The sequence below is a fragment of the Coprococcus sp. RTP21428st1_C9_RTP21428_210409 genome (genome assembly GCF_040227395.1).
Taxonomy (GTDB): Bacteria; Bacillota; Clostridia; order Lachnospirales; family Lachnospiraceae; genus Coprococcus; species Coprococcus aceti.
The window spans coordinates 46656-68371 of the sequence record NZ_JBEHVV010000004.1 but is presented as its reverse complement, the minus strand read 5'-3'; the positions used below and the strand labels follow the sequence as shown (position 1 = coordinate 68371).

Below are 21716 nucleotides of genomic sequence, written 5' to 3'. Positions count from 1 at the left end.
AGTCAAATGTGTGTCCGAACTTCTCTCCTACTGTGTCAAGTACCTTCATAGCCTCTGTAACTACCTCAGGGCCGATACCGTCGCCTTTTATTACGGCTAAATTACACTGCATTTTTGTCTCCTTCCTGTTTTGCCTTTCATGATATATCTTCACTCTGGCCAAACATGCTCATACTCTATTTATTTTTATTATTGATATAGTTGATGAGTCCCTCGCTCTTGATGATCTCCTGCATGAATGGAGGGAATGCCTGTCCCTTAAATTCTGTTCCCTGGGTTCTGTCATAGATCATACCGCTGTCGAAATCGATCTCCACGTCATCGCCTGCCTGGATAGCCTCTGCTGCCTCAGGGCACTCGATGATCGGAAGTCCGATATTGATGGCATTCCTATAGAAGATTCTGGCAAATGTCTCTGCGATTACGCAGCTTATTCCTGAAGCCTTGATGGCTATAGGTGCATGCTCTCTTGAAGATCCACAGCCGAAGTTCTTTCTTGCCACCATGATATCGCCCGGCTTTACGCGCTTTACGAAATCCTTATCTATATCTTCCATACAGCTCTTTGCGAGCTCTGCAGGGTCTGATGAATTCAGGTATCTTGCAGGGATGATTACATCTGTATCTACGTTGTCACCGTATTTGTGTACTGTTCCATGTGCTTTCATAGTCTATCTCCTTTATCTCTTTTATAATCCAAGTTCGTCAGGACTGCTGATCTTACCTGTGATAGCTGAAGCTGCTGCAACAGCAGGACTGGCAAGATATACCTCTGAGTCTACATGACCCATACGTCCTACGAAGTTACGGTTGGTTGTTGATACAGCTCTCTCTCCCGCTGCCATGACACCCATATGTCCTCCAAGACATGGTCCGCATGTAGGAGTTGAAACCACTGCTCCAGCCTTGACAAATATAGTCATAAGACCTTCCTCAATACACTGAAGGTAGATATCCTGTGTTCCAGGGATGACGATAACTCTGACACCGTCAGCAACCTTTCTTCCCTTGATGATATCTGCTGCAATTCTCATATCTGAGATACGTCCATTTGTACATGAACCGATGACTACCTGATCGATCTTGATATCTCCGACCTCATCGATAGTCTTTGTATTCTCTGGGAGATGAGGGAAAGCAACTGTCGGCTTAAGCTGTGACAGGTCGATGGTGTACTCTGCATCGTATACAGCGTCCTCGTCTGCCTCATACTTTGTATATGACTTTGTGCTGTGCTCCTTCATGTACTCCTCTGTAAGCTCATCGACAGGGAAGATACCATTCTTGGCACCTGCCTCGATGGCCATGTTCGCAATTGTAAATCTATCGTCCATTGTGAGGTTCTTGATTCCCTCTCCAACAAACTCCATAGACTTATAAAGCGCACCGTCAACACCGATCATACCGATGATGTGAAGGATGACGTCCTTACCACTGATCCACTTTGCCTTCTCTCCAACGATGTTGAACTTGATGGCTGATGGAACCTTGAACCAGGCCTTGCCTGTCACCATTCCTGCTGCCATATCTGTACTTCCGACACCTGTTGAGAATGCACCGAGTGCTCCGTATGTACATGTATGTGAGTCTGCTCCGATACATGTCTCACCAGCCACGATAAGTCCTTTCTCCGGAAGGAGCGCATGCTCGATACCCATTGCTCCGACATCGAAATAGTTCTCGATCTCATTTGCCGCTGAGAACTGTCTTACACACTTACAGTGCTCTGCACTCTTGATATCCTTGTTAGGTGTGAAGTGATCCATGACAAGTGCTATCTTCTTCTTGTCAAATACTTCCTTCTTGTTGAACTTCTCCATCTCGTGAATTGCGACCGGAGTTGTTACGTCATTTCCTAATACTAAATCCAAATCTGCCTCGATAAGCTGTCCTGCTTCAACTGATGGCAGTCCTGCATGAGCAGCTAAAATCTTCTGAGTCATGGTCATACCCATATTTATAGTCCTCCTATCATTTGTTTCTAAATACAAATTCTTACTCTTGATAATATCACTCATCTAGGTATAATTACAATATATAAAAAGAATAGTTATTATAACCTGGGGGAATATCATGATAAGTAATCTGAACAATTACGTTATTTTTCATACAGTTGCCAAAGCCGGCAACATCAGCAAGGCCGCAAATCAGCTCTACATCAGTCAGCCCGCGATAAGCAAGGCTATTTCCAAACTTGAAGAAGAACTCGGCACTGCGCTTTTTAACAGAAGTTCCAGAGGGGTAACTCTGACTGAAGAGGGACAGGTTCTCTATGAATATGTTGAGAGGGCATTTGACTCTCTGAATATGGGTGAGGAAAATCTGAAGAATTACAAGGAGCTTGGAATCGGTCACATAAGAATCGGCGTGAGCACATCCCTGTGCAAGCACATACTCCTGGACTATCTGAAGGACTTCATCAGGGAGAATCCAAACATCAAGTTCAGCATAGACTGCCACTCAACCGTGAACACCATCAAGCTTCTCAGAAACGAAAATATAGATATAGGCCTGATTTGCAACACAGAGCTTCCAAAGGGGATAGTCTACTCTCCTGTCAAGGAGATACATGACGTATTTGTGGCAAGCCCTGAATATCTGGATAATTTCTACGAGCGCGCAAATGGCAGAGATCAATACAGCTTTGCCGATGAGCTTTCAGGCAATATCAAGGGTAACATTATACCGCTGCTAAACTCAGGCTTAGCCTCTGCCACACACGGCGATGCAACAGATCAAAGTGCGGATAAAAAAAGCAGAGATACCGGACATTCATCCGGCATCTCTGCTTCTACCACTATTCATAACTCAAGTAACTCAGGTATGTCCAATATATCAACAGTTGACATCCTTGAAGGCTCCAACCTCATGGTTCTTGAGGAGGCAAATGTAACCCGTACCCACGTGGACGAGTATCTCCGCTCACAGGGCATAAGCTGCAGCCAGGTACTTGAAATCAACAACATGGATCTCCTCATCGACTTCGCTGCCATAGGAATGGGCGTCGCAAGCGTGGTTCGCGAATTCACGCAGGAACAGCTCTCATCCGGTGTTATAACCGAACTTCCGCTTGACACTCCTATTCCGAGCAGGAGTGTCGGCTTCGCTTACTCAGGAATGAAGAATCAGAGCACGGCTATGAAGAAATTTATGGAGTGGGTAGGGGTGTGATTACATGCTTCTGTTTACTGTCCCACCTCAGCATAAACAGCATGATGCATATTCCAAACAGCGAAACCAGTGCGCCAGCCATAAGCCCAGGTGTTCTGTATGCAATTTCTATATCGTGACTGCCCGCATATATCCGGACCCCCATATTGCCTCTACCAAGGCGAATTTTTTCTGCCGGCTCTCCATCCACATATATCTTAAACCCATCATCATATGGATATGCGATATACAGGATACCTGGATTTTTCACATCCACACTTCCATAGAAAGTATTCTTTACAAATCCTGTACACTCAAGCGGACTATCAAGTATCTTCTCTTCTGCTTTCTCAAATTCATCTGCATTGTAATTGTATACCTTTACAAATCGCTCTCCAACACTTCCTGTTTTAGAGCTGGTCGCACCTCCTATAGTTATCCTGACATGTTGTCCTTTCTTTACGAGGCCGACATGTGACAACTGTTCTGTAACATATGACCCATTCGATACCCTGAGATCTCCGTCCACGATCATCTCCACATAGTGATCGCGGCTATCCTTACTGTAGACATACATATCCATATCAGATTCAGCATCAAACTCATACCGGGTCATCGGCACAAATGCATTTGACGTTCTGTATATGCAATAACCCACTGATTCCCTAAGTGTGTCCTGATTGAGATAAGAAGTACTCCAATCCGATATATCAATCTCTGTAAATACATCTGACGACAGACCACAGCCACTCTTCATAAAATCATTCTGATTTTCAAGAGGTGTCCTGTCTGCTTTCCAGTCTACGATACCATCATCCAACATAAATCCCATCATCTCAGGAGTTTCTGCTTCATACAGATTGTATACGTCATTCTCAGCAACAAGGTTATACCCTGCGTAAGTACCATTCTCCGGACTCAGCACATATCTGACATTGTACATGAGCGCTGTAAGCGGTGTAGTTCCCGAATATATATATTCAACATTGTCAAAGTGGGCAAGTCCCATACTGGAAAACGCTCTGATCGTATTTCCATTTGCCATGGATGAATACCAGTTTGTCTGAGAATATGGCGCATAATTCTCATAAACCATAGCGCTCTTTCTGGTGCCATTTTCTGTATCCAGGGAATTGTATACTGATTCCCACTGATCTAGTCTTACAGCATCTGTCAGAAGACAGTCCTCCGTCTTGCCCGGCATTACATATAATGCATTTCCCATAATCTCAGCTATCCAGCAGCCACAGATAATGCACACAGCCACTCCCGGCTTTATGCTTCCTCTTCTGCAAAGCACGCACAGAATGGCTGCAAATGCCAGCATAAGCATAAATATAACATAGCCAAGCGGGGTACTCATCTCTCTGCTGTCAATAAGACTTGCCACAAATATTACGCCTGCCACCGCAGTACTTACAGCAATATACCTCAGTCTCAACTTAGCAAGATTCATGAGAATTCGATATGTTGCAACAATTAATATAAATGTTAATATGAATGCAAACCTGTTTCCAAGTCCATGTGTGATCGTCATGCCATGGAACACATAATTAAGCGGGAGATAGTTCAGGGCGAGCACAAGCACGGCCATGGCTATACAGTATTTCACCCTCGTCTTCCAGTCACTCACATAAGACAAAAGAAAAAGGCAGGCAGCAAATACAACAATACTTCCACAATAACTGTTATTGCTGAACATAGATACACATTCCAGATCCTTCAGTGGATAGAACGAGGATATATACGCTCCAAACTGCCCCCACATCTGTGTTCCTTCAAGTCCCATATCAGTCACCGAAGACGCAGCTCTCATGACCACCAGTCCGGCAGGGATCAGAACCACTCCTGCGAGTAGAGCAGATAGCACCGAGCAGCCAGCAAACGAAAGTCCTCTGCATAGGAAATCTCTGACATTTTCCCGTTTTTCCAGCAAGAAATATATCACGGCAAACACACATATATAGAATGAAAAATAGAAATTGCATATGATAGACGCTGCCAAAGACAGCGTGTATAACATCCATCCTTTTCCATCTGACAGATGCTCTATGCCAAGTGCCACTATCGGAAGCAGAATAAGCCCATCAAGCCATATAATATTATGTCCATATGCAAGGACATACCCGGACAGTCCATATGCCATACTGCATGCCAGCTCTATGAACGTTGCAACTGTCTGGCTGTACCCATTCTCTATATTTTTCTTATTGGTATGTCTGAAAAAGTAAAGCGCCGTGACCGGCAGGCAGGCGGATTTTATGATGATAAGCAATACCATGGAAAGTTCCAGCCTGCTCTCTCCCAACATCAGAACGATGATATTGAACGGGCTCAGGCAGTAATACAGTGACTCCTGTACAGCATCGATTCCCATTCCCATCGACCAGATAAAGCTTCCTTTGCCACCTCCCGAAATCCATTCAAATAACATATGAAACATATTCTTATACTGCACATATGCATCATACGTCAGAAAACTTTTATCTCCGAACGGATATGCTTTCTGCAGAATCAGAATTACTGTATATATCAGAAATGTAACTAAGAATACAGCCGCATACAGAATCCCGCTCTTTTTATGTTTGTTTACTTCTCCTTGCTTTGTACCCATATCAATCCCCACTTAATTTATTGCGCTATCTGTTCTATGCAGCCTGTACCTTCTTTTTCCTGCTGCGTCTGAGATTCACCATGTATAATACAACTATGAGCCATCCTGCTGCAGATAACATAAGCCCTAGCTTAAAGCCATATGTTACATACCTGAATTCTATTGTATGTGTTCCTGCTGTCAGCTCCAGACCCACAAGCGCACCGTTTGCCAACGGTGTTATATCGGTCTTATTTCCATCAACATACGCTGTAAAGCCTCTGTAATAAGGAATTGATGTATACAATATACCATCCTCCTTTGCTGTCACCGTACCCTTTACATATGTAGATGTCACTGTGTCAAGTGAAAGTGTCCTATCCTTAATTGATTCCTTGCATTCCTGCATCTTGTCATCGTGATATTCATAGAAATCTATACACGTTACTCCTTTTTTAAGGACTGTGGACAGATTGACTGCCTGTATCTCGACCTTCTGCCCACTCTTCAGCTCGCCGAGATCAAGTACATCCTTTGGTGAGGGATAAGCGTCATACTCATTTATATCCGCTATCACATTTCCGTCTACAGTTACAATATTACACAGCTTATTTGCATCCTCAAGGCTCACATACAAATGCATATCCCTCGGAGCTGTAAACGTATAAATCTGTGTGGCATGGTAATCTTCATCGAGCGACACATTCATATATGTATAAGCATTTTTATCAGTCTTTCTCTCCAAAGTTACTCCATCCGGCAAGACCTGTCTATCCGGAGTGCATCCTCTATATTTCACATCAAAATCAGTCAGTTCATCCGGTGAAACATGAGTGAACACTCCTTCAACTCCCGACACATCTTTCACGAATTCATTCTGCACCTCAAACGGAACTACGTCTGACACATTCCAATCTTTTATACTGCCATCTGTAGAAAAGCCCGCTCCCACAGCATAGTCTGTTGTATACCATGCAATCTCATCATCTATATCGTACACATCGTTTTTCAGATTATAACTTTGCTCCTTTGTATATCCACCATAATATGCATCTGCATCCGATAATACATTTCTTACATTGAACATAAGCGCAGTTACCGGTGTAGTATTTCTGTATGCATATGTAGCGCCGTGTTCCTGATACACCATTCCAAGCGCATCAAAAAGCCATGTCACTTTTGTATTTATGATTGAAGAGAATATATTAGTGTCTGAATAGACTGTATTATTTTGTGACAAAATCCAGGATGTCTTTCTATTAAGATCACTGTTGTCCTTTTCATTATATATGGCTCTCCATCCGTCAGTCCCGCCTAGATGCTCCTTGCCCGTAGTATATGCATCCGTATTCACATATACGGCATTGGATATCAGTTCCACAAAAAGTATTACTATAAAATTCACAATCAGAGAATTTATCTTTATGCTGTTTCTGGCCTGCAATACAAATACCATAAACAAATATATAATAAGCAGAATCGTGACCATATAGCAGACTACATTTTGCACCTCATTGTTTGCCAGAAAAACGCCCCCAAGGAAAACCAGAAATACAACTCCAGTCAGTATCCCTTCCCGAATCCCCGGCTTCGTCCAGTTCACAGCACACTCAAAAGCTGAAACAATAAGAAGTATGACAAGAATAAAAGCATATCTGTAAGAATATAGATGTGGATATGTGAACCCATGAAGAACATACAGTGCCCCTGTCAGATTCAGACAGGCAACAAGCAGCGCTATCTCCACCAGTCTCTTAACTCTTGCCCGAAGCTGTATATTCCTGTTAAACACATATACAACCGCAAGGAAAAGCAGAGACAGTCCCATATACATATTCCTTGCATACAGAGTTCTTCCAGCTATATCTATATCATGTCCCCAGAAAAAGCTCTGGAACAAATTTGCAAAATTACCAAACTTGCTAAATGGTATATCTTCTGTGAGTGAACTTGCACCTTCTCTTCCAACTATCGCAAGGAAACACGGCACAAGTACAACACATGCACTGAGTGCAGCCGTCATAGATGTGAGTGCAAACTTCACTCCACGCTTCCAAAACATTTTCCAGCTATCCTTTTTCACATCGATAAACCATATCACAGCTATCATAGCCACAAACCACGAAAAATAGAAGTTGAATACAAATGACATGAAAAGCATCACAAAATAAAGTCTCACATCACCGCCCTCAATAAGTCTCTCAACGCCAAGCATCATAACAGGCACGAGAAGAAGGCATATAAGCCAAATGAGATTATACTGATATGCAAGCATATAATCGCACATGGAATAAGCCATTCCCATCACAACACAGAGTATGTCATTCAGCCATCCGTGCTGCATTTTATTTCTGCTGGTATGCGATAAGAAATAGGTCATAGTAACTCCGCAAAGTCCAACCTGAATACACATACTGACGATCATTCCCAGCTCCATATGTGAACCGCCGAACAAAACTGCTATTAGATTGACAGGACTTGCCAGATAATAAAAGAAATTAGTATAGAAATCATATCCTAGTCCCATGTCCCAACTGAAAAAAATTGATTTTTCCTGTCTTATCCTGCCTGATAATTCCACAAAAAACGCATAATACTGGGTATTAGAATCTCCAAGCAGTATAGTATTCTTTCCAAATGGATAACAGTCCGTCATCATCATATGTATCACTATACATATGATAGGAATCAGAAATGCCATTCCATACTTAACAATTTTTCTTGACCTGATTTTCTTTTTTTCCATAATTACTCCATCACTCCATATAACTTTGTATTTTTCCTTTTTCGACAGCATGTTGCATTATAAGTATCAATAACATAAGCAAGACCGCTGATATACTTATTCTCCATGACCAATGCTGAATCTTTGTCCCCTTATATTTTACAACAACTTTACCTGCCTCTGGCGAAACTGATATTTCTACCAATCCATCATTTAGACATTTGCTTACCGTCAGTTTCCGTCCATCAGCCATTATTGCTTCATATCCCTTATAATAATACTTTGGAACTATGCACTCCCCCGCAGTTTTACCCGCATCAAACTCATAGCTTCCGTCTGATCCATAGCGCCCCCGTATGTAAGTATCTTCACACTTTACCATCCCGCTGCTTTCTGCTCCGACAGATGTTGCAAGATCCCCTTCTGCTGGAAGCCACTCCCAGAACCCTATGCTGTCTGTACTTCCTGCATTATCCGCATAACCTTCCGGATAGTTCACATAGCCACCAAGTTCTATATTCCATACCATATTCAGGCTAAAAATACCGATAAGTATGCTTCCAGCCGCACATAAACACGCATTTCTTCTGTATGATGGCAACAGCTTTATTATATCCACTGACTGAAGTGCAAGACCAAGCGCCACAAAGAATTCTGTGAACATATTCAGTCTCCACGGAAACTGTATACTGACAAATGGAGTTCTGTCGATAAGTTTCCATGGAAAAATCTTTGTCTCGCATACAAGAAGCACCGCCGCTGTCACAAGGCACATCAAAGCCTTTTTATTATATACTTTTTTATATATACTGACAAATACCATAAGTGCCAGTATTCCAATCTCAATGAATGCAACCGAATACTTTCCACTCACTATCGCGAGCAGTGTCTGAGTCTCCTCATGTGTGTAAAATGCCGGTTCATTGCTTACATAGAACCTTCCATCTGCAAATTGTTCAAGTACAGGAAGCCAATAATAACATGTAAGTACTGCACACGCAAGAGCTTCCATACACACAGCCCCAATAAGTCTTCTGCAAGCCGCAATTCTTTTCCATCTCGCACACACCCAGATTATTCCCATTACTACACATAATACAAAGCTTATCGTGTGTGAAAGCATAAGACACGAATATGATACACATAAAAGGCCTTTTCTACTGTGTCCCATCTCAGTCAGGTCGTAAAGAGCAAGAAACGCCAGTGGAATAAATACCATGGCAGCAATTTCGCCAAGTGCAAATCTGGTATATACATCCTCAAGATGATAATGTCCCATTGTGTAAAGCACCATAGTGACAACACCCGCGCAACGGCTTCTGCCAATGCTCCGCCCTGTATAATACGCAGTAAGTCCCGTACATATCATCAGTACATATATATATATCTTCATTGCAATCTCCGGTGATGCCCCCAGAAGTCTGAAGAGAACGGCTGGCAGCAAGAACAAATCAGGGTAAAATATTCCCATACCGTAGCCATACCCTTCCAACATAGTCTGATATATATATACAGGGTATCCCTGCCCTGACTTTAGCGCTTTGAGGATACTCTCCACCCTGAGCATATGAACCTGCTGGTCATCACCGTATGGCAGGCCTGTCTTAAAACAAGGGATCATACATACACCACTTATCAGAAGCACCAGCATTGCAATTCCCAGAATCTCTATTCTGTTTTTCTTTTTTTCTCTCACGCAGAATCTCCTCCCGGTCGTCAAAGCTCTGCCACATCATCCCCGGCAGTCAGTACGCATAAATATAAAGACAAACGGGGACAGGTATGGAATCTACTCTCACCTGTCCCCGTATTCTCAGTCATCTAAAACTGTTTATGACTCCTGCACATCTGTGCTATTTTTATTGGTATATCACCGGATATAATCCGTGTGACATGATTTCATCTTACTTAAAATACTCCACACCACTCTCGAATATCTTCTGGTTCTGGTCGCCGTATACGTTTACAGCTACAGCCTGTCCGATACGCTCTGAGTGACCCATCTTACCAAGGACACGTCCGTCTGGGCTTGTGATACCCTCGATCGCATAGTATGAACCGTTGACGTTGTAGTACTCGTCCATGGTTGGGTTGCCGTTCATGTCGACATACTGTGTTGCAACCTGTCCATTTGCAAAGAGCTTCTCGCACCATTCCTTGCTTGCAACGAAACGTCCCTCACCGTGTGAGATAGGAATTGTGTATACTCCGCCGAGCTCTGCCTTCTTCAGCCATGGGCTCTTGTTTGTTACAACCTTGGTGTATACCATCTTGGACTGATGACGTCCGATGCTGTTCATTGTCAGTGTAGGTGAATCATCCGTCTGTGGTCTGATCTCGCCGTAAGGCACAAGACCGAGCTTGATGAGTGCCTGGAATCCGTTACAGATACCAAGTGCAAGTCCGTCTCTCTCGTTCAGGAGCTTCATGACCTCCTCGGAGATCTTTGCATTACGGAACGCAGTTGCGATGAACTTACCTGATCCGTCTGGCTCATCACCGGCTGAGAATCCACCTGGGAACATGATGATCTGTGAATCGCTGATTGCCTTTGCAAATGCGTCAACTGAATCTCTGATTCCCTGTGCTGTCATATTTCTGAATACTATCGTCTGTACGTCTGCGCCTGCTCTCTCAAATGCCTTTGCTGAGTCATACTCACAGTTTGTACCAGGGAATACAGGTATGAATACCTTTGGCTTGGCAACCTTGTTCCTTGATGTGTAAACTGTCTTGGCGTCGAAGAGTCCAGTCTTGATCTCTGTCTGTGGAACATTTGACTCTGTTGGGAATACCTTCTCAAGAGTCTTTGTCCATGCTGCAAGAGCCTCGTCCATAGTGATTGTGACATCCTTGTATGTAAATACAGGCTCCTTTGTAACCTTACCTATCTTCTTGACAGGAATTCCGAGCTGATCAAGATCTGCTGCCTTAACCTCAAGAATGATAGCGCCATAGTTCTTGGCAACGAGATCCTTCTTGCTCACTGTATCCTCAAGCTCAACACCGAGCTTATTTCCAAATGCCATCTTGCTGACAGCCTCTATGATACCGCCAAATCCAACTGCGTATGCAGACTGGATCTTGCCCTCCTTGATCTTCTTGTTCAGGAGGTCATACATGTACAGAACATTCTCATATACAGGTATGTCGTTCTCGTCCTTCTCTATATCCATCTCCACAAGAACATTGCCTGCCTTCTTGAGCTCAGGTGTCACAACGTCCATGTAGCTTGCCACGTCAACTGCAAATGATACAAGTGTTGGTGGTACATCTATATCATTGAATGTACCTGACATACTGTCCTTTCCACCGATAGACGGAAGTCCAAGTCCTATCTGAACATCATATGCTCCGAGGAGTGCTGCCAGTGGCTGTCCCCATCTGTATGGGTCTGTTCCAAGTCTCTTGAAATATTCCTGGAATGTAAGTCTGATCTTGCTTACATCTCCACCTGCTGCAGCTATCTTGGCTGCTGATGTAACAACCGCATATACTGAACCATGATATGGGCTCCAGCTTGACAGATATGGGTCAAATCCGTAGCTCATCATGGTGATAGTGTCTGTCTTACCCTTGAGTACAGGCAGCTTTGCGATCATTGTCTGTGTAGGTGTGAGCTGATACTTACCACCGTAAGGCATTGTGACTGTTCCTGCTCCGATAGAGCTGTCGAACATCTCCACAAGTCCTTTCTGTGAGCACACATTCAGATCTGACAGTGTATCGAGCCATGCCTTCTTGACATCCTCAGGCTCCTTAACTGAATCAAAGTAATTGTCAGCCTTGCTTGGAACTTCAACCTTGACCTGTGTCTCCTGATGAGCACCATTTGTGTTGAGGAATGCACGTGAGATATTCACGATGTCCTTGCCTCTCCACTTAAGGATAAGTCTAGGCTCCTCTGTAACCTTTGCAACTACTACAGCCTCAAGGTTCTCCTCCTCAGCGTATCCGAGCATAGTGTCAACATCCTTAGGATCGACAACTATAGCCATACGCTCCTGGGACTCTGATATTGCAAGCTCTGTACCATCAAGACCTGCGTACTTCTTTGGCACCTTGTCAAGATCTACCACAAGTCCGTCTGCCAGCTCTCCGATGGCAACTGACACACCGCCGGCACCAAAATCGTTACACTTCTTTATAATAGATGAAACCTCTTCTCTTCTGAAGAGTCTCTGGATCTTTCTCTCTGTAGGTGGGTTACCCTTCTGAACCTCAGCACCACATGTCTCGAGTGAGTGTGATGTGTGAGCCTTGGATGAACCTGTTGCTCCACCACAGCCATCACGGCCTGTACGTCCGCCGAGCAGGATGATTACATCTCCCGGATCAGATGTGAGACGCTTTACAGCACGTCTTGGAGCTGCACCCATAACTGCTCCGATCTCCATTCTCTTTGCAACATAATCTGGATGATATATCTCATTTACAAGGCCTGTTGCAAGACCGATCTGGTTACCATATGAGCTGTAACCGTGGGCTGCTGTTGTCACGATCTTACGCTGTGGAAGCTTGCCCTCCATTGTGTCCTTGAGAGACTTTGTAGGATCAGCTGCACCGGTAACTCTCATAGCCTGGTATACGTAACCTCTTCCTGAGAGCGGATCTCTGATAGCACCGCCAAGACATGTAGCAGCACCACCGAATGGCTCGATCTCTGTAGGATGGTTGTGTGTCTCGTTCTTGAAGAATACGAGCCACTCTTCCTCTACTCCGTCCACAACTACAGGAACAACTATAGAACAAGCATTGATCTCGTCTGACACTTCCATATCATCGAGCTTGCCTGCTGCCTTGAGCTGTTTCATACCCATAAGGGCTATATCCATGAGACATACAAACTTGTCATCTCTGTCCTTGTACATCTCCTTCATCTCTGCTCTGTATGCGTCAAATGTCTTCTCAAGAAGATCCTTGTAATCTCCATCGTCAAACTCTACATCTGTGAGCTCTGTTGAGAATGTTGTATGACGGCAGTGATCTGACCAGTATGTATCGAGAACTCTGATCTCGGTCATGGATGGATCTCTCTTCTCCTCACCCTTGAAATAGTTCTGGATGTGAAGGAAATCCTTGAATGTCATGGCAAGTCCAAGTGAGTCATAAAGCTCCTTAAGATCTGCCTCTGCCATGTCCTTGAATCCGTCAAATATATGAACATCGGCTGGCTCAGGAAACTCTGTAACCAGAGTCTCAGGAATCTCCATACCGCATATTCTTGAATCAACAGGGTTTACACAGTAGTCCATGACAGCCTTCATCTGCTCGTCTGTCACGTCGCCCGAAAGTACATATGTTGTGGCAGTCTTGATAACAGGCTCCTCATCCTCTGCAAGAAGCTTTACACACTGCTCTGCTGAATCGGCTCTCTGATCGAACTGACCTGGAAGCGCCTCTACTGAGAACACCTTATCTGTGGCAGCAAGCTCAGGCTCACCCTCATAGATCACATCTACAGGCGGCTCAGCAAATACTGTCTCAAGAGCCTTTGCATATGTCTCATCTGATATGTTCTCAATATCATACCTGACAAGCACTCTCACATACTCAGCCTTGATACCCAGATAGTTCTTAATCTCTTCGTGAAGTTCCTTCGCCTTGACCGCATAGTCAGGCTTTTTCTCAACATACACTCTCTTGACCTTACTCATGTCATACCTCCATAGTAAAAGCGTTTTTGTTATTTCAATTCTTTAATAATAGCATTTATCTTGTTTTTTTTGTAGTAGTTTTTATCTTTTTGCCTATTTTCAGCTTATTTAAGCATAAAATTGTATCTTAACCCTGCATTTTCACCAAATATGTCATAACTTTTCCATGCTAGTTATGCAGTCTTCGTATCATCTTAAATATCACCGAATTCTGGTATATCATAGGTGAATTCTGACAGTAGAATATGATTCCGTCCGTCGGTGCGTATATGTCCGTCGTATTCTCGCCCGTCATCGGATTGATGATATTTGCAATTATGTCACCTCGTACAACCTCGTCTCCCGGCTGGACAAGCTTCTTGAAGAAGCCGGCGGCATGCTCGGACCTTATGCTGAGCAGATCCTCCTCGTCCATGATGGTGGAAATGTATCCCGCATGGCAGTTGTATCTTATAACGCCCATACGTGTCAGGAATCTGAGCACTGAGGACACCGCCTGATTGGCACTCTCACCATTGATGGTGTCGGTAACTCCCGAATATACCGAGAAAGCCTCCGTGCCGCGCATCTGCCAGTTGTAGTTGAGCGTTGCCTTATCATATGATCTAGGCTCCGCTGTCAATACATACGGCATACCGAACTGGCTGGCAAGGCTGTTGCTCTGCTTGCCTGTCTCTATCATCCTGACGTGCGGGATAAACTCACCATCCATATAGAAGCTCGCAAACTGTATTCCGTATGCGTAGCCGGTGACCTTCTCCATCACCGCCGCTGCAATACGGCTTGTCGCCTGACCTTCAGGATTGCCTGGGAATGATCTGTTTATATCTGAATTGTCTGTTATCCAGTATTTCTTGCCCACATTGAACGAGCTGTAATTGATTGATGGTATCAGAAGTATCTTCTTGCCCGACACTATGGCGCCCCTCGCCTCCAGCTCCCCAAGCTTCTTTGCCAGAAGTGAGCTTATGTAGAGCTGCTGAAATTCATTTCCTCTCATGGCACCAACTATGCATGCAGCCTTGTCTCCGCTGCCATAGGAAAATCCCTGTATCTCGTACTCTCCTCTGTAGGCTGTATTCATGGAATATATGATCTCTTTATTCATGGCCACCTCCGAAAATTCTGGCCACAAGTGACCCCTCTTCTATAACCGGATATTCTCTCAGTGAGAACACAATGCCGCTTCTCGGCGACCTGATGGTCTCCTCCACCGAGCCCGTGAGCACATTTACAATTCTTCCTATGATCTCTCCCTGCTGTATATATTCTGAGTGCTTTGCCACAGGAAGGAAGATTCCGCTGCTCTCAGCATTTACAAATACAACATCCTTGTCTTTTGCAAATTTAGGCTTATGTGCAGTCTCGACTTCGCCCTGCCATATTCCCATCTTCTTCATAAGAGAGAACAGTCCGTCCACTATCTGGTTCGAGTAATCGTAATCTATCTTGAGGGCAACGCCGGACTCCACTACCATACTCTTGACTCCGATCTCGTTGAGGGCATGTGCAAGACTTCCCTCCATGACCGTAGACGACGGATGTATCCATACAACATCCACATTCATGCACGCAACATACGGAGCAAGATCCGATGCCACGTCAGAATTAACCCTGACCTGTGGGATCTCCTTGATGTACACACTGCTGGAATGGACATCAACACAAATGTCCGCCCCCTCTATGTCCTTCATGACCTTTGCCGCTGTGTACTCTCCCACAGTTCCGTCCTTGGAACCCGGGAACAGAGTGTTCATATCAATGTCAAATACCGGCACATCCCTGTACTGCGCCTCAAGTCCCATCGGATTGATAAATGGATATACATCCACGATTCCAGTAAGCTTGTCAAAATCCTTCTTGATCCTTCTGATCAGTTCATAACATATGTACTGTCCGGCAACCTCATCCCCATGTATACCGGACACAATACACAGCCTCTTTTCATTTCCAGTTGGGAAATCCGGAGCCAGATGGTTCTTCTTCACCCTCATGACTTCCCCGATCAGCATGTTAGCTGATACTACAGTTTCTATCATATTTTGTCCACCTTGTATTATTTATTCGTTAGTAATTTTGCAAATTATCCCGGTACATAAAGAAAAGCAGGGTACTTGCCGTATCCTGCTTCTTGTACCTAAGTTATTATACATGATAACTGTCAGTTCTTCAAGGTATGTTGCCTACTCTGTGAGCCTGTTATGCCCTTTTCTTATACTCTATTCTGAGCTTGTCCGCTATGAGTGCGATAAACTCGGAATTTGTCGGTTTGCCTTTTCCCGCATTCACTGTATATCCAAACAAATCGTTGATGGTGTCTATCTGACCTCTGTTCCACGCCACCTCTATGGCATGTCTTATGGCTCTCTCTACGCTGGAGGATGTGGTCTTATATTTCTTCGCTATCGTCGGATAGAGAAGCTTTGTTATGTAGTTCAGCATGTTCACATCGTTGACCGCCATGATGATGCCCTCACGGATGTACTGGTAGCCCTTTATATTTGCAGGAATACCTATATCCCTGATGATATCCGTCACATCGCTCTCTATAGTATTCTCTATCTTGTGTGCCATACTCTTCTCTGTGAGACATGTAAGCTTGTCGTTCAGCCCTGACTCAAGCTCCTTCTTCTTCATATACATCTGTCTGAGCCTTGTCACAAGCTGCACCGGATTGTACGGCTTCAGGATATAATATGTCGCCCCCATCTCAAATGCACATCTTATAAGTCTCTGTGATGACACCGATGTGAGTACCACAAATATCGTATTCTGATACTCAGGCAATTCGCTCATATGCTCCATCACTCCCAAGCCATCCATTCCCGAAAGGCAAATGTCCAGTATCACTATATCCGGCTTGTAGAGCTTTATTGATTCCACCGCTTCATCCCCGGTGCTGACCATATCAACTACTCTCATCTCGTCCTTTGATGCATATGTGGCGATCTGTTTTGCTATCTGTGTGCTGTCGCCATCAGCAATTACAATTTCGATCCCTTTGTTTCCCATAGTATCTCCCTTGTTATGTATAAATTTACAGGATTAAGCGCTTATCCCAACTGCTTTTTAATAATATTAAATATGATATAATTTGTCAAGTGCTTTTAATATCGTTTTTAATATCACATATTATGACAACATTTTACTACAAATTACCCCGCATTTCTCATCTTCGCTTCCAGTCTTATCTTGTCGGCAATGAGAGCGACAAATTCTGAGTTCGTAGGCTTTCCTTTGCCCGCACTTATGGTGTAACCAAACAGTTCGTTGATAGTCTCTATCTTTCCTCTGCTCCAGGCCACCTCTATGGCATGTCTTATGGCTCTCTCCACCCTTGATGCAGTTGTGCCGTACATCTGGGCGATTGTCGGATAAAGCTGCTTTGTTATAGAATTCAAAATATCCATATCCCCCACAGCTATGACTATCGCGCTTCGGAGATACTGGTAGCCTTTGATGTGCGCCGGGACTCCTATCTCGTGGATTATCCTGGTCACCACCGCCTCCAGCTCGTCCGTCTTCTGCTCATTTTCATCCATCTTCAGAAGCTGGGTTGTATTGCTTCCGCGTCCTTTACATGCATCATCAAGCACACCTCTGACCTTTTTCTCATCATATGGCTGTTCAAGCAGTCTCACCACTGCCTTGTCACCTATCGTCGAAAATACAAAGTCCAGATAATTTCTGTGCTGCTTCGATGAACAGAGCACAAATTTGACATTTCTCAGGTTCTTATTTCCAGATACGCCCTCGACCATATCCGTGATATCCGTACCGGGTATAACCTCGTCCGCGATCACTATGTCTGGCTTATCTTCTGCAATTTTCTTAACAGCTTCGTCACCCTTCTCACAACATCCAATGTACTCATAATCAGGCATATCCTCAAATACGTGCTTTAGCTGTTCAATTTCTCTTTTGTCATGTTTTACCATCATAACTTTAACATGACTCATGTTATACTCCTTCCCAAGTATAGTGACGGAATAACAATATTTACTTTTTTATTCCTGTTATTCCACTACGAACATTATATATAAATGTAGTTTTCTTGGGAATATATAGAACTTCGCAAGTTACGACAGCATCAGCTTCCGGAAAACATTTTTTCTACTGCGGCTGACACCAGCAGACCACATACGCACATTTAATGAAAAAATGCGGCATATCTTCCCTTTTCGGGTCGATATGCCGCGCATGATCACTTCTCTTTTGTATGTTCTTTTTCTCTGAGTCTTATGATCGCATCATAGGCCGCCGGATTGTGCTCCTTCAGGTGCTCATCCATTCGTTTTCTTCTCGCCTTATATCTGTCGACAAATTCAGGATGCTCGCTCTCAAGCCTGTGAAGAAGCTGGCTCCGCCTGCGCTCGATACGCTCTGCAACAGAGTCCTCATCCTCGCCTGTGGCCCTCACGATCTCCTCTATGTGGGCCTCCATATGCTCAAGCCATTCTTCCTCATCCTGTATATCCATCTGCTTCCAGAAACCGGTCATGAGCTGTTCAACCCCGGTTCCGTTCTTCATACTGCCTATGGATTCACGGATGTGCTTCTCTATGACATCTTCCGCATCATCGCCAAATGCCCACACAAGCTCCTGAGCCATGTGCTCCGCTCTCTTTCTCCTGATGTCATGATAACTGTTATGTACACCAACCAATGGATATGGACTCTCAAGGCCGCAGTCTGACAGTGCTCTCTCCATGGTCTGTCTCACGCATCCTGCCTCTATCATGTCGCCAAGTCCAAGCTTTCTGAGCTGGACGTTGAGCTGGCCTATATGCTCCGTGATATAGAGCTTCACCCCCTTCTCTTTCAGCGTATCATACATGATCCTGAGGGTCTTGGCAGCCGTCACATCCACGCTTCCCATGGCGGACGCATCCACTATTACAGCCTTTGTGTCATCCTGCACCGCATCCATGATATCCTTCTGGAATATGGCTATATTTGCAAAAAACAGGTTACTGCTGAATCTGTAAATAACTATATTCTGTATCGGGTATGCATGCTTGAACCTCTCGAGCGCAAGGAATTCCTCATGTCCAGGTACCAGTCCAAGGAAGCTTCTCGGAGGGTCCGCAGCCTTCCTTATGACTGCGGCAAATGAGAGTATGATTCCTATAAGAACTCCATTTATCGTTCCAAGTACCAGCACACCTAGGAAAGCTCCGCAGAATATGTAGAATTCCACCTTACTCACCTTCCACAGCTTTGCCGCCAGATCAAATTCCAGAGCACTGTAGAGTGCGGAGATGACGATTGCCGTGAGCACCGGAACCGGCAGATAACCTATAAATCCCGTTCCACACACGAGGATCACGATCATCACTACTCCTGCAAATATTCCAGTGAGCTGTGTCCTGCCTCCATACTGCTCACTCATTGTGGTTCTGGACACGGAACCGTTTATCGGACAGCAGCCTGTGAATGCCGCTGCAAGATTTGCCATTCCAAATGCCAGAAGCTCCTGATTATCGTCTATCTTATATCTGTTCTTCTGGGCGAAATTGTTCTCAGCCAGAAGCGTCTCCGCCATGATTACTACTGCTATCGACAGACTGACCGTCATGATATTTGGAAGCATCCTCTCATCTATCTGTGGTACAACGATCTGTGGAAGTCCTCTGCTCACCTCCGACAGACATACTATTCCGTATTCATCCATATCTATCACGCAGGACAGCAACGCTCCCACTGTCATGACGCATATCGCCATCGGAAACTTTGGTATGAATCTTCTTGAAACAAGCAGTACCGCAAGAGCCGTAAGTCCCATGATTATTGACGGCACATTTACATCTCCTATCGTCTCTGCTATGTGCTCCACAAGCTCGAACAGCTCTCCTGTTCCCGCTCCGGCTCCATAGAGCTTCGGCACCTGCATGAGTATGATGGTGGTGCATATTCCTGATATGAATCCGCCCATGACCGGAGTCGATATGTAATTTACAAGCTTGCCCGCATTGAACAGGAAGAATACCAGCAGCCACAGCGCCGTAAAGAATGTTATCACAGGAACGACCTGCATCGCCTGCTCTGTTCCCGGCGTAACCCCAAGCGTCACCAGTGCAGCTCCGACCAGCGCCGCAGGCGCGGCATCCACACCGAACACGAACTGCCTCGACGTGGACAGCAATCCAAATATTATGATCGGGAACACCGAACCATACAATCCATATACCGCCGGCAGCCCGGCTATCTGTGCATACCCCATCGATATCGGTATGGACACCGCCGCTATGATAATTCCTGTCAAAAGATCAGGAAGCAAATTCTCTTTTTTATAATTCTTTAGTGTATGACATAATGAAATTTTTGAAACCTTGATTTTCTTGCCCTCCTGGGATGTTTGTGTGTGCCGGTCTGCCTTATGCTAAAGTCCGGCACTTCTGTTCTTAATTTTATCACTAAACAGGATTAATTTCACTCCTCCAGCATATTTTCAATAAAAATCCCATACCCCCTGGTTGGATCGTCTACGAATACGTGGGTGACGGCGCCGATTATCTTGCCATCCTGGATGATCGGGGAACCGGACATTCCCTGTACCACTCCGCCCGTCAGGTCTATGAGGGCATCATCGGTCACGTGGAATTCTATATTCTTGTCGGATGAATTCCTGTCCACATACTCTATGTCCATCTCATACTTCTCAAGCTCGCCGCTCATTCTGGAATATATATAAGCCTGCCCCTTGCGGACTTCATGACCTCTGGCTATATACATACGCTCCGCATCGCCGTATTTCGCCTGGCAATAGCTGGTGTCCAGATGTCCATATATTCCACTGGCACTGTTGCCATCAATAATACCGACCAAAGCTCTTCTATATGCGATGCTTCCCTGAAGTCTTCCCGGTTCCGAGGAGTATGACTTGCTTATATTTGTAATATCCGTTGTGTACACACCGCCGGTGCTGCACCGCATCATAACTCCCGTATCTATATCCGACACACTGTGTCCAAGAGCCATGAAATTTGTTCCGTCGACAAATGTAACCGTGCCTATTCCCGACACATCATCCTTCACCCACGCGCCCAGCAGATAAGCGCCATTCTCGTTTTTTTCCGGCGTGATGCTACAGACCTTCTCCTCCCCATCCCTTATATATCTCACGGACAAGCTATCACCCTGGCTTTCAGCAACAATATCAAGCAGCTCCGACCTCTTAGATATCTCCATACCGTCTACACTCACAATATAATCCCCTGTACAGACCTTTCCATCAGCAGGGCAACAGGACTCGCCATTTTCATTTTTAAAGCTGCATACATCCACCACCAAAACTCCATCCGTCTTCATATAGATTCCCATCGCCTCGCCGGACGGAACTACAGGCCGGTCAAATATATCACTTCCAAACTCCGCATCCTTCGTGGTCGCCCTTGACACTCCCCCATCAAGTGTTGAGCTTGTCTTCTCTGACCTTTCAACATCCACTCGTCTGTCCACCAACACACATAAAACCAATAGTGCTGCAAGGAGCAACAGATCCGCCACAGCCACCCATATGATCACTTTCTTATATCGCCTCATAATCTATTCCTCCTACATATACTTAAAAACAACTAATAGCTTATAA

At 44.7% G+C, this 21716-nt stretch carries 14 protein-coding genes; 1 reads left to right on the top strand and 13 read right to left on the bottom strand.

All coding sequences use genetic code 11. The annotated features are described in order from the left end of the window. The 3 genes from ABUA34_RS01815 to leuC all read right to left on the bottom strand — a co-directional run. Positions 1 to 112, bottom strand: a 112-nt coding sequence (locus tag ABUA34_RS01815; protein WP_349822772.1) for an isocitrate/isopropylmalate family dehydrogenase, incomplete at its 3' end; no start/stop codon positions are given. Positions 113 to 176: 64 nt separating this feature from the next. Then, a complete protein-coding gene (gene leuD / locus ABUA34_RS01810) occupies positions 177 to 668 on the bottom strand; it encodes a 3-isopropylmalate dehydratase small subunit (RefSeq protein WP_022216080.1) in 492 nt (163 codons plus the stop codon). A gap of 21 nt (positions 669 to 689) precedes the next feature. Continuing rightward, a complete protein-coding gene (leuC, locus tag ABUA34_RS01805) occupies positions 690 to 1955 on the bottom strand; it encodes a 3-isopropylmalate dehydratase large subunit (protein WP_022216079.1) in 1266 nt (421 codons plus the stop codon). A gap of 118 nt (positions 1956 to 2073) precedes the next feature. On the opposite strand from leuC, the gene ABUA34_RS01800 reads away from it, so the two are divergent. Next, positions 2074 to 3171 carry a LysR family transcriptional regulator gene (locus ABUA34_RS01800; RefSeq protein WP_055279874.1) on the top strand — a complete coding sequence of 366 codons (1098 nt, stop codon included), beginning with the start codon at positions 2074 to 2076 and terminating at the stop codon, positions 3169 to 3171. Here ABUA34_RS01800 and ABUA34_RS01795 read toward each other — a convergent pair. From ABUA34_RS01795 to ABUA34_RS01750, 10 genes are all read right to left on the bottom strand, one after another. Next, positions 3149 to 5764, bottom strand: coding sequence for a YfhO family protein (locus ABUA34_RS01795; protein WP_349822762.1), 2616 nt, complete (start codon positions 5762 to 5764; stop codon positions 3149 to 3151). The two genes, ABUA34_RS01800 and ABUA34_RS01795, sit on opposite strands and share 23 nt — an antisense overlap. A 34-nt stretch (positions 5765 to 5798) precedes the next feature. Beyond that, positions 5799 to 8489 carry a YfhO family protein gene (locus ABUA34_RS01790; RefSeq protein ID WP_055279872.1) on the bottom strand — a complete coding sequence of 897 codons (2691 nt, stop codon included), beginning with the start codon at positions 8487 to 8489 and terminating at the stop codon, positions 5799 to 5801. Between the two features lie 10 nt (positions 8490 to 8499). Continuing rightward, entirely contained in the window at positions 8500 to 10164 is a 1665-nt protein-coding gene (locus ABUA34_RS01785; RefSeq protein WP_349822761.1) for a DUF6541 family protein, read from the bottom strand. A 208-nt stretch (positions 10165 to 10372) separates the two neighbouring features. Next, positions 10373 to 14125: a phosphoribosylformylglycinamidine synthase gene (locus ABUA34_RS01780; protein WP_161171719.1), complete on the bottom strand. Its 3753-nt coding sequence runs from the start codon at positions 14123 to 14125 to the stop codon at positions 10373 to 10375. Between the two features lie 169 nt (positions 14126 to 14294). Then, complete coding sequence (locus ABUA34_RS01775; RefSeq protein ID WP_015533548.1) at positions 14295 to 15233, bottom strand: M14 family metallopeptidase; 939 nt, start codon at positions 15231 to 15233, stop codon at positions 14295 to 14297. After that, positions 15226 to 16164 (bottom strand): M14 family metallopeptidase, encoded by a 939-nt coding sequence (locus ABUA34_RS01770; protein WP_022216686.1) that lies wholly within the window; start codon positions 16162 to 16164, stop codon positions 15226 to 15228. Before ABUA34_RS01770 ends, ABUA34_RS01775 begins: the two co-directional genes overlap by 8 nt. Before the next feature lie 160 nt (positions 16165 to 16324). Next, on the bottom strand, positions 16325 to 17137 hold the full coding sequence (spo0A, locus tag ABUA34_RS01765) for a sporulation transcription factor Spo0A (RefSeq protein ID WP_015533550.1): 813 nt from the start codon (positions 17135 to 17137) through the stop codon (positions 16325 to 16327). A gap of 143 nt (positions 17138 to 17280) precedes the next feature. Beyond that, positions 17281 to 18084, bottom strand: coding sequence for a sporulation transcription factor Spo0A (gene spo0A / locus ABUA34_RS01760; RefSeq protein ID WP_015533551.1), 804 nt, complete (start codon positions 18082 to 18084; stop codon positions 17281 to 17283). Between the two features lie 245 nt (positions 18085 to 18329). Beyond that, a complete protein-coding gene (locus ABUA34_RS01755; protein ID WP_349822771.1) occupies positions 18330 to 20447 on the bottom strand; it encodes a SulP family inorganic anion transporter in 2118 nt (705 codons plus the stop codon). A gap of 110 nt (positions 20448 to 20557) precedes the next feature. Next, positions 20558 to 21670 carry a SpoIVB peptidase S55 domain-containing protein gene (locus tag ABUA34_RS01750; protein WP_349822760.1) on the bottom strand — a complete coding sequence of 371 codons (1113 nt, stop codon included), beginning with the start codon at positions 21668 to 21670 and terminating at the stop codon, positions 20558 to 20560. Positions 21671 to 21716 lie beyond the last annotated feature (46 nt).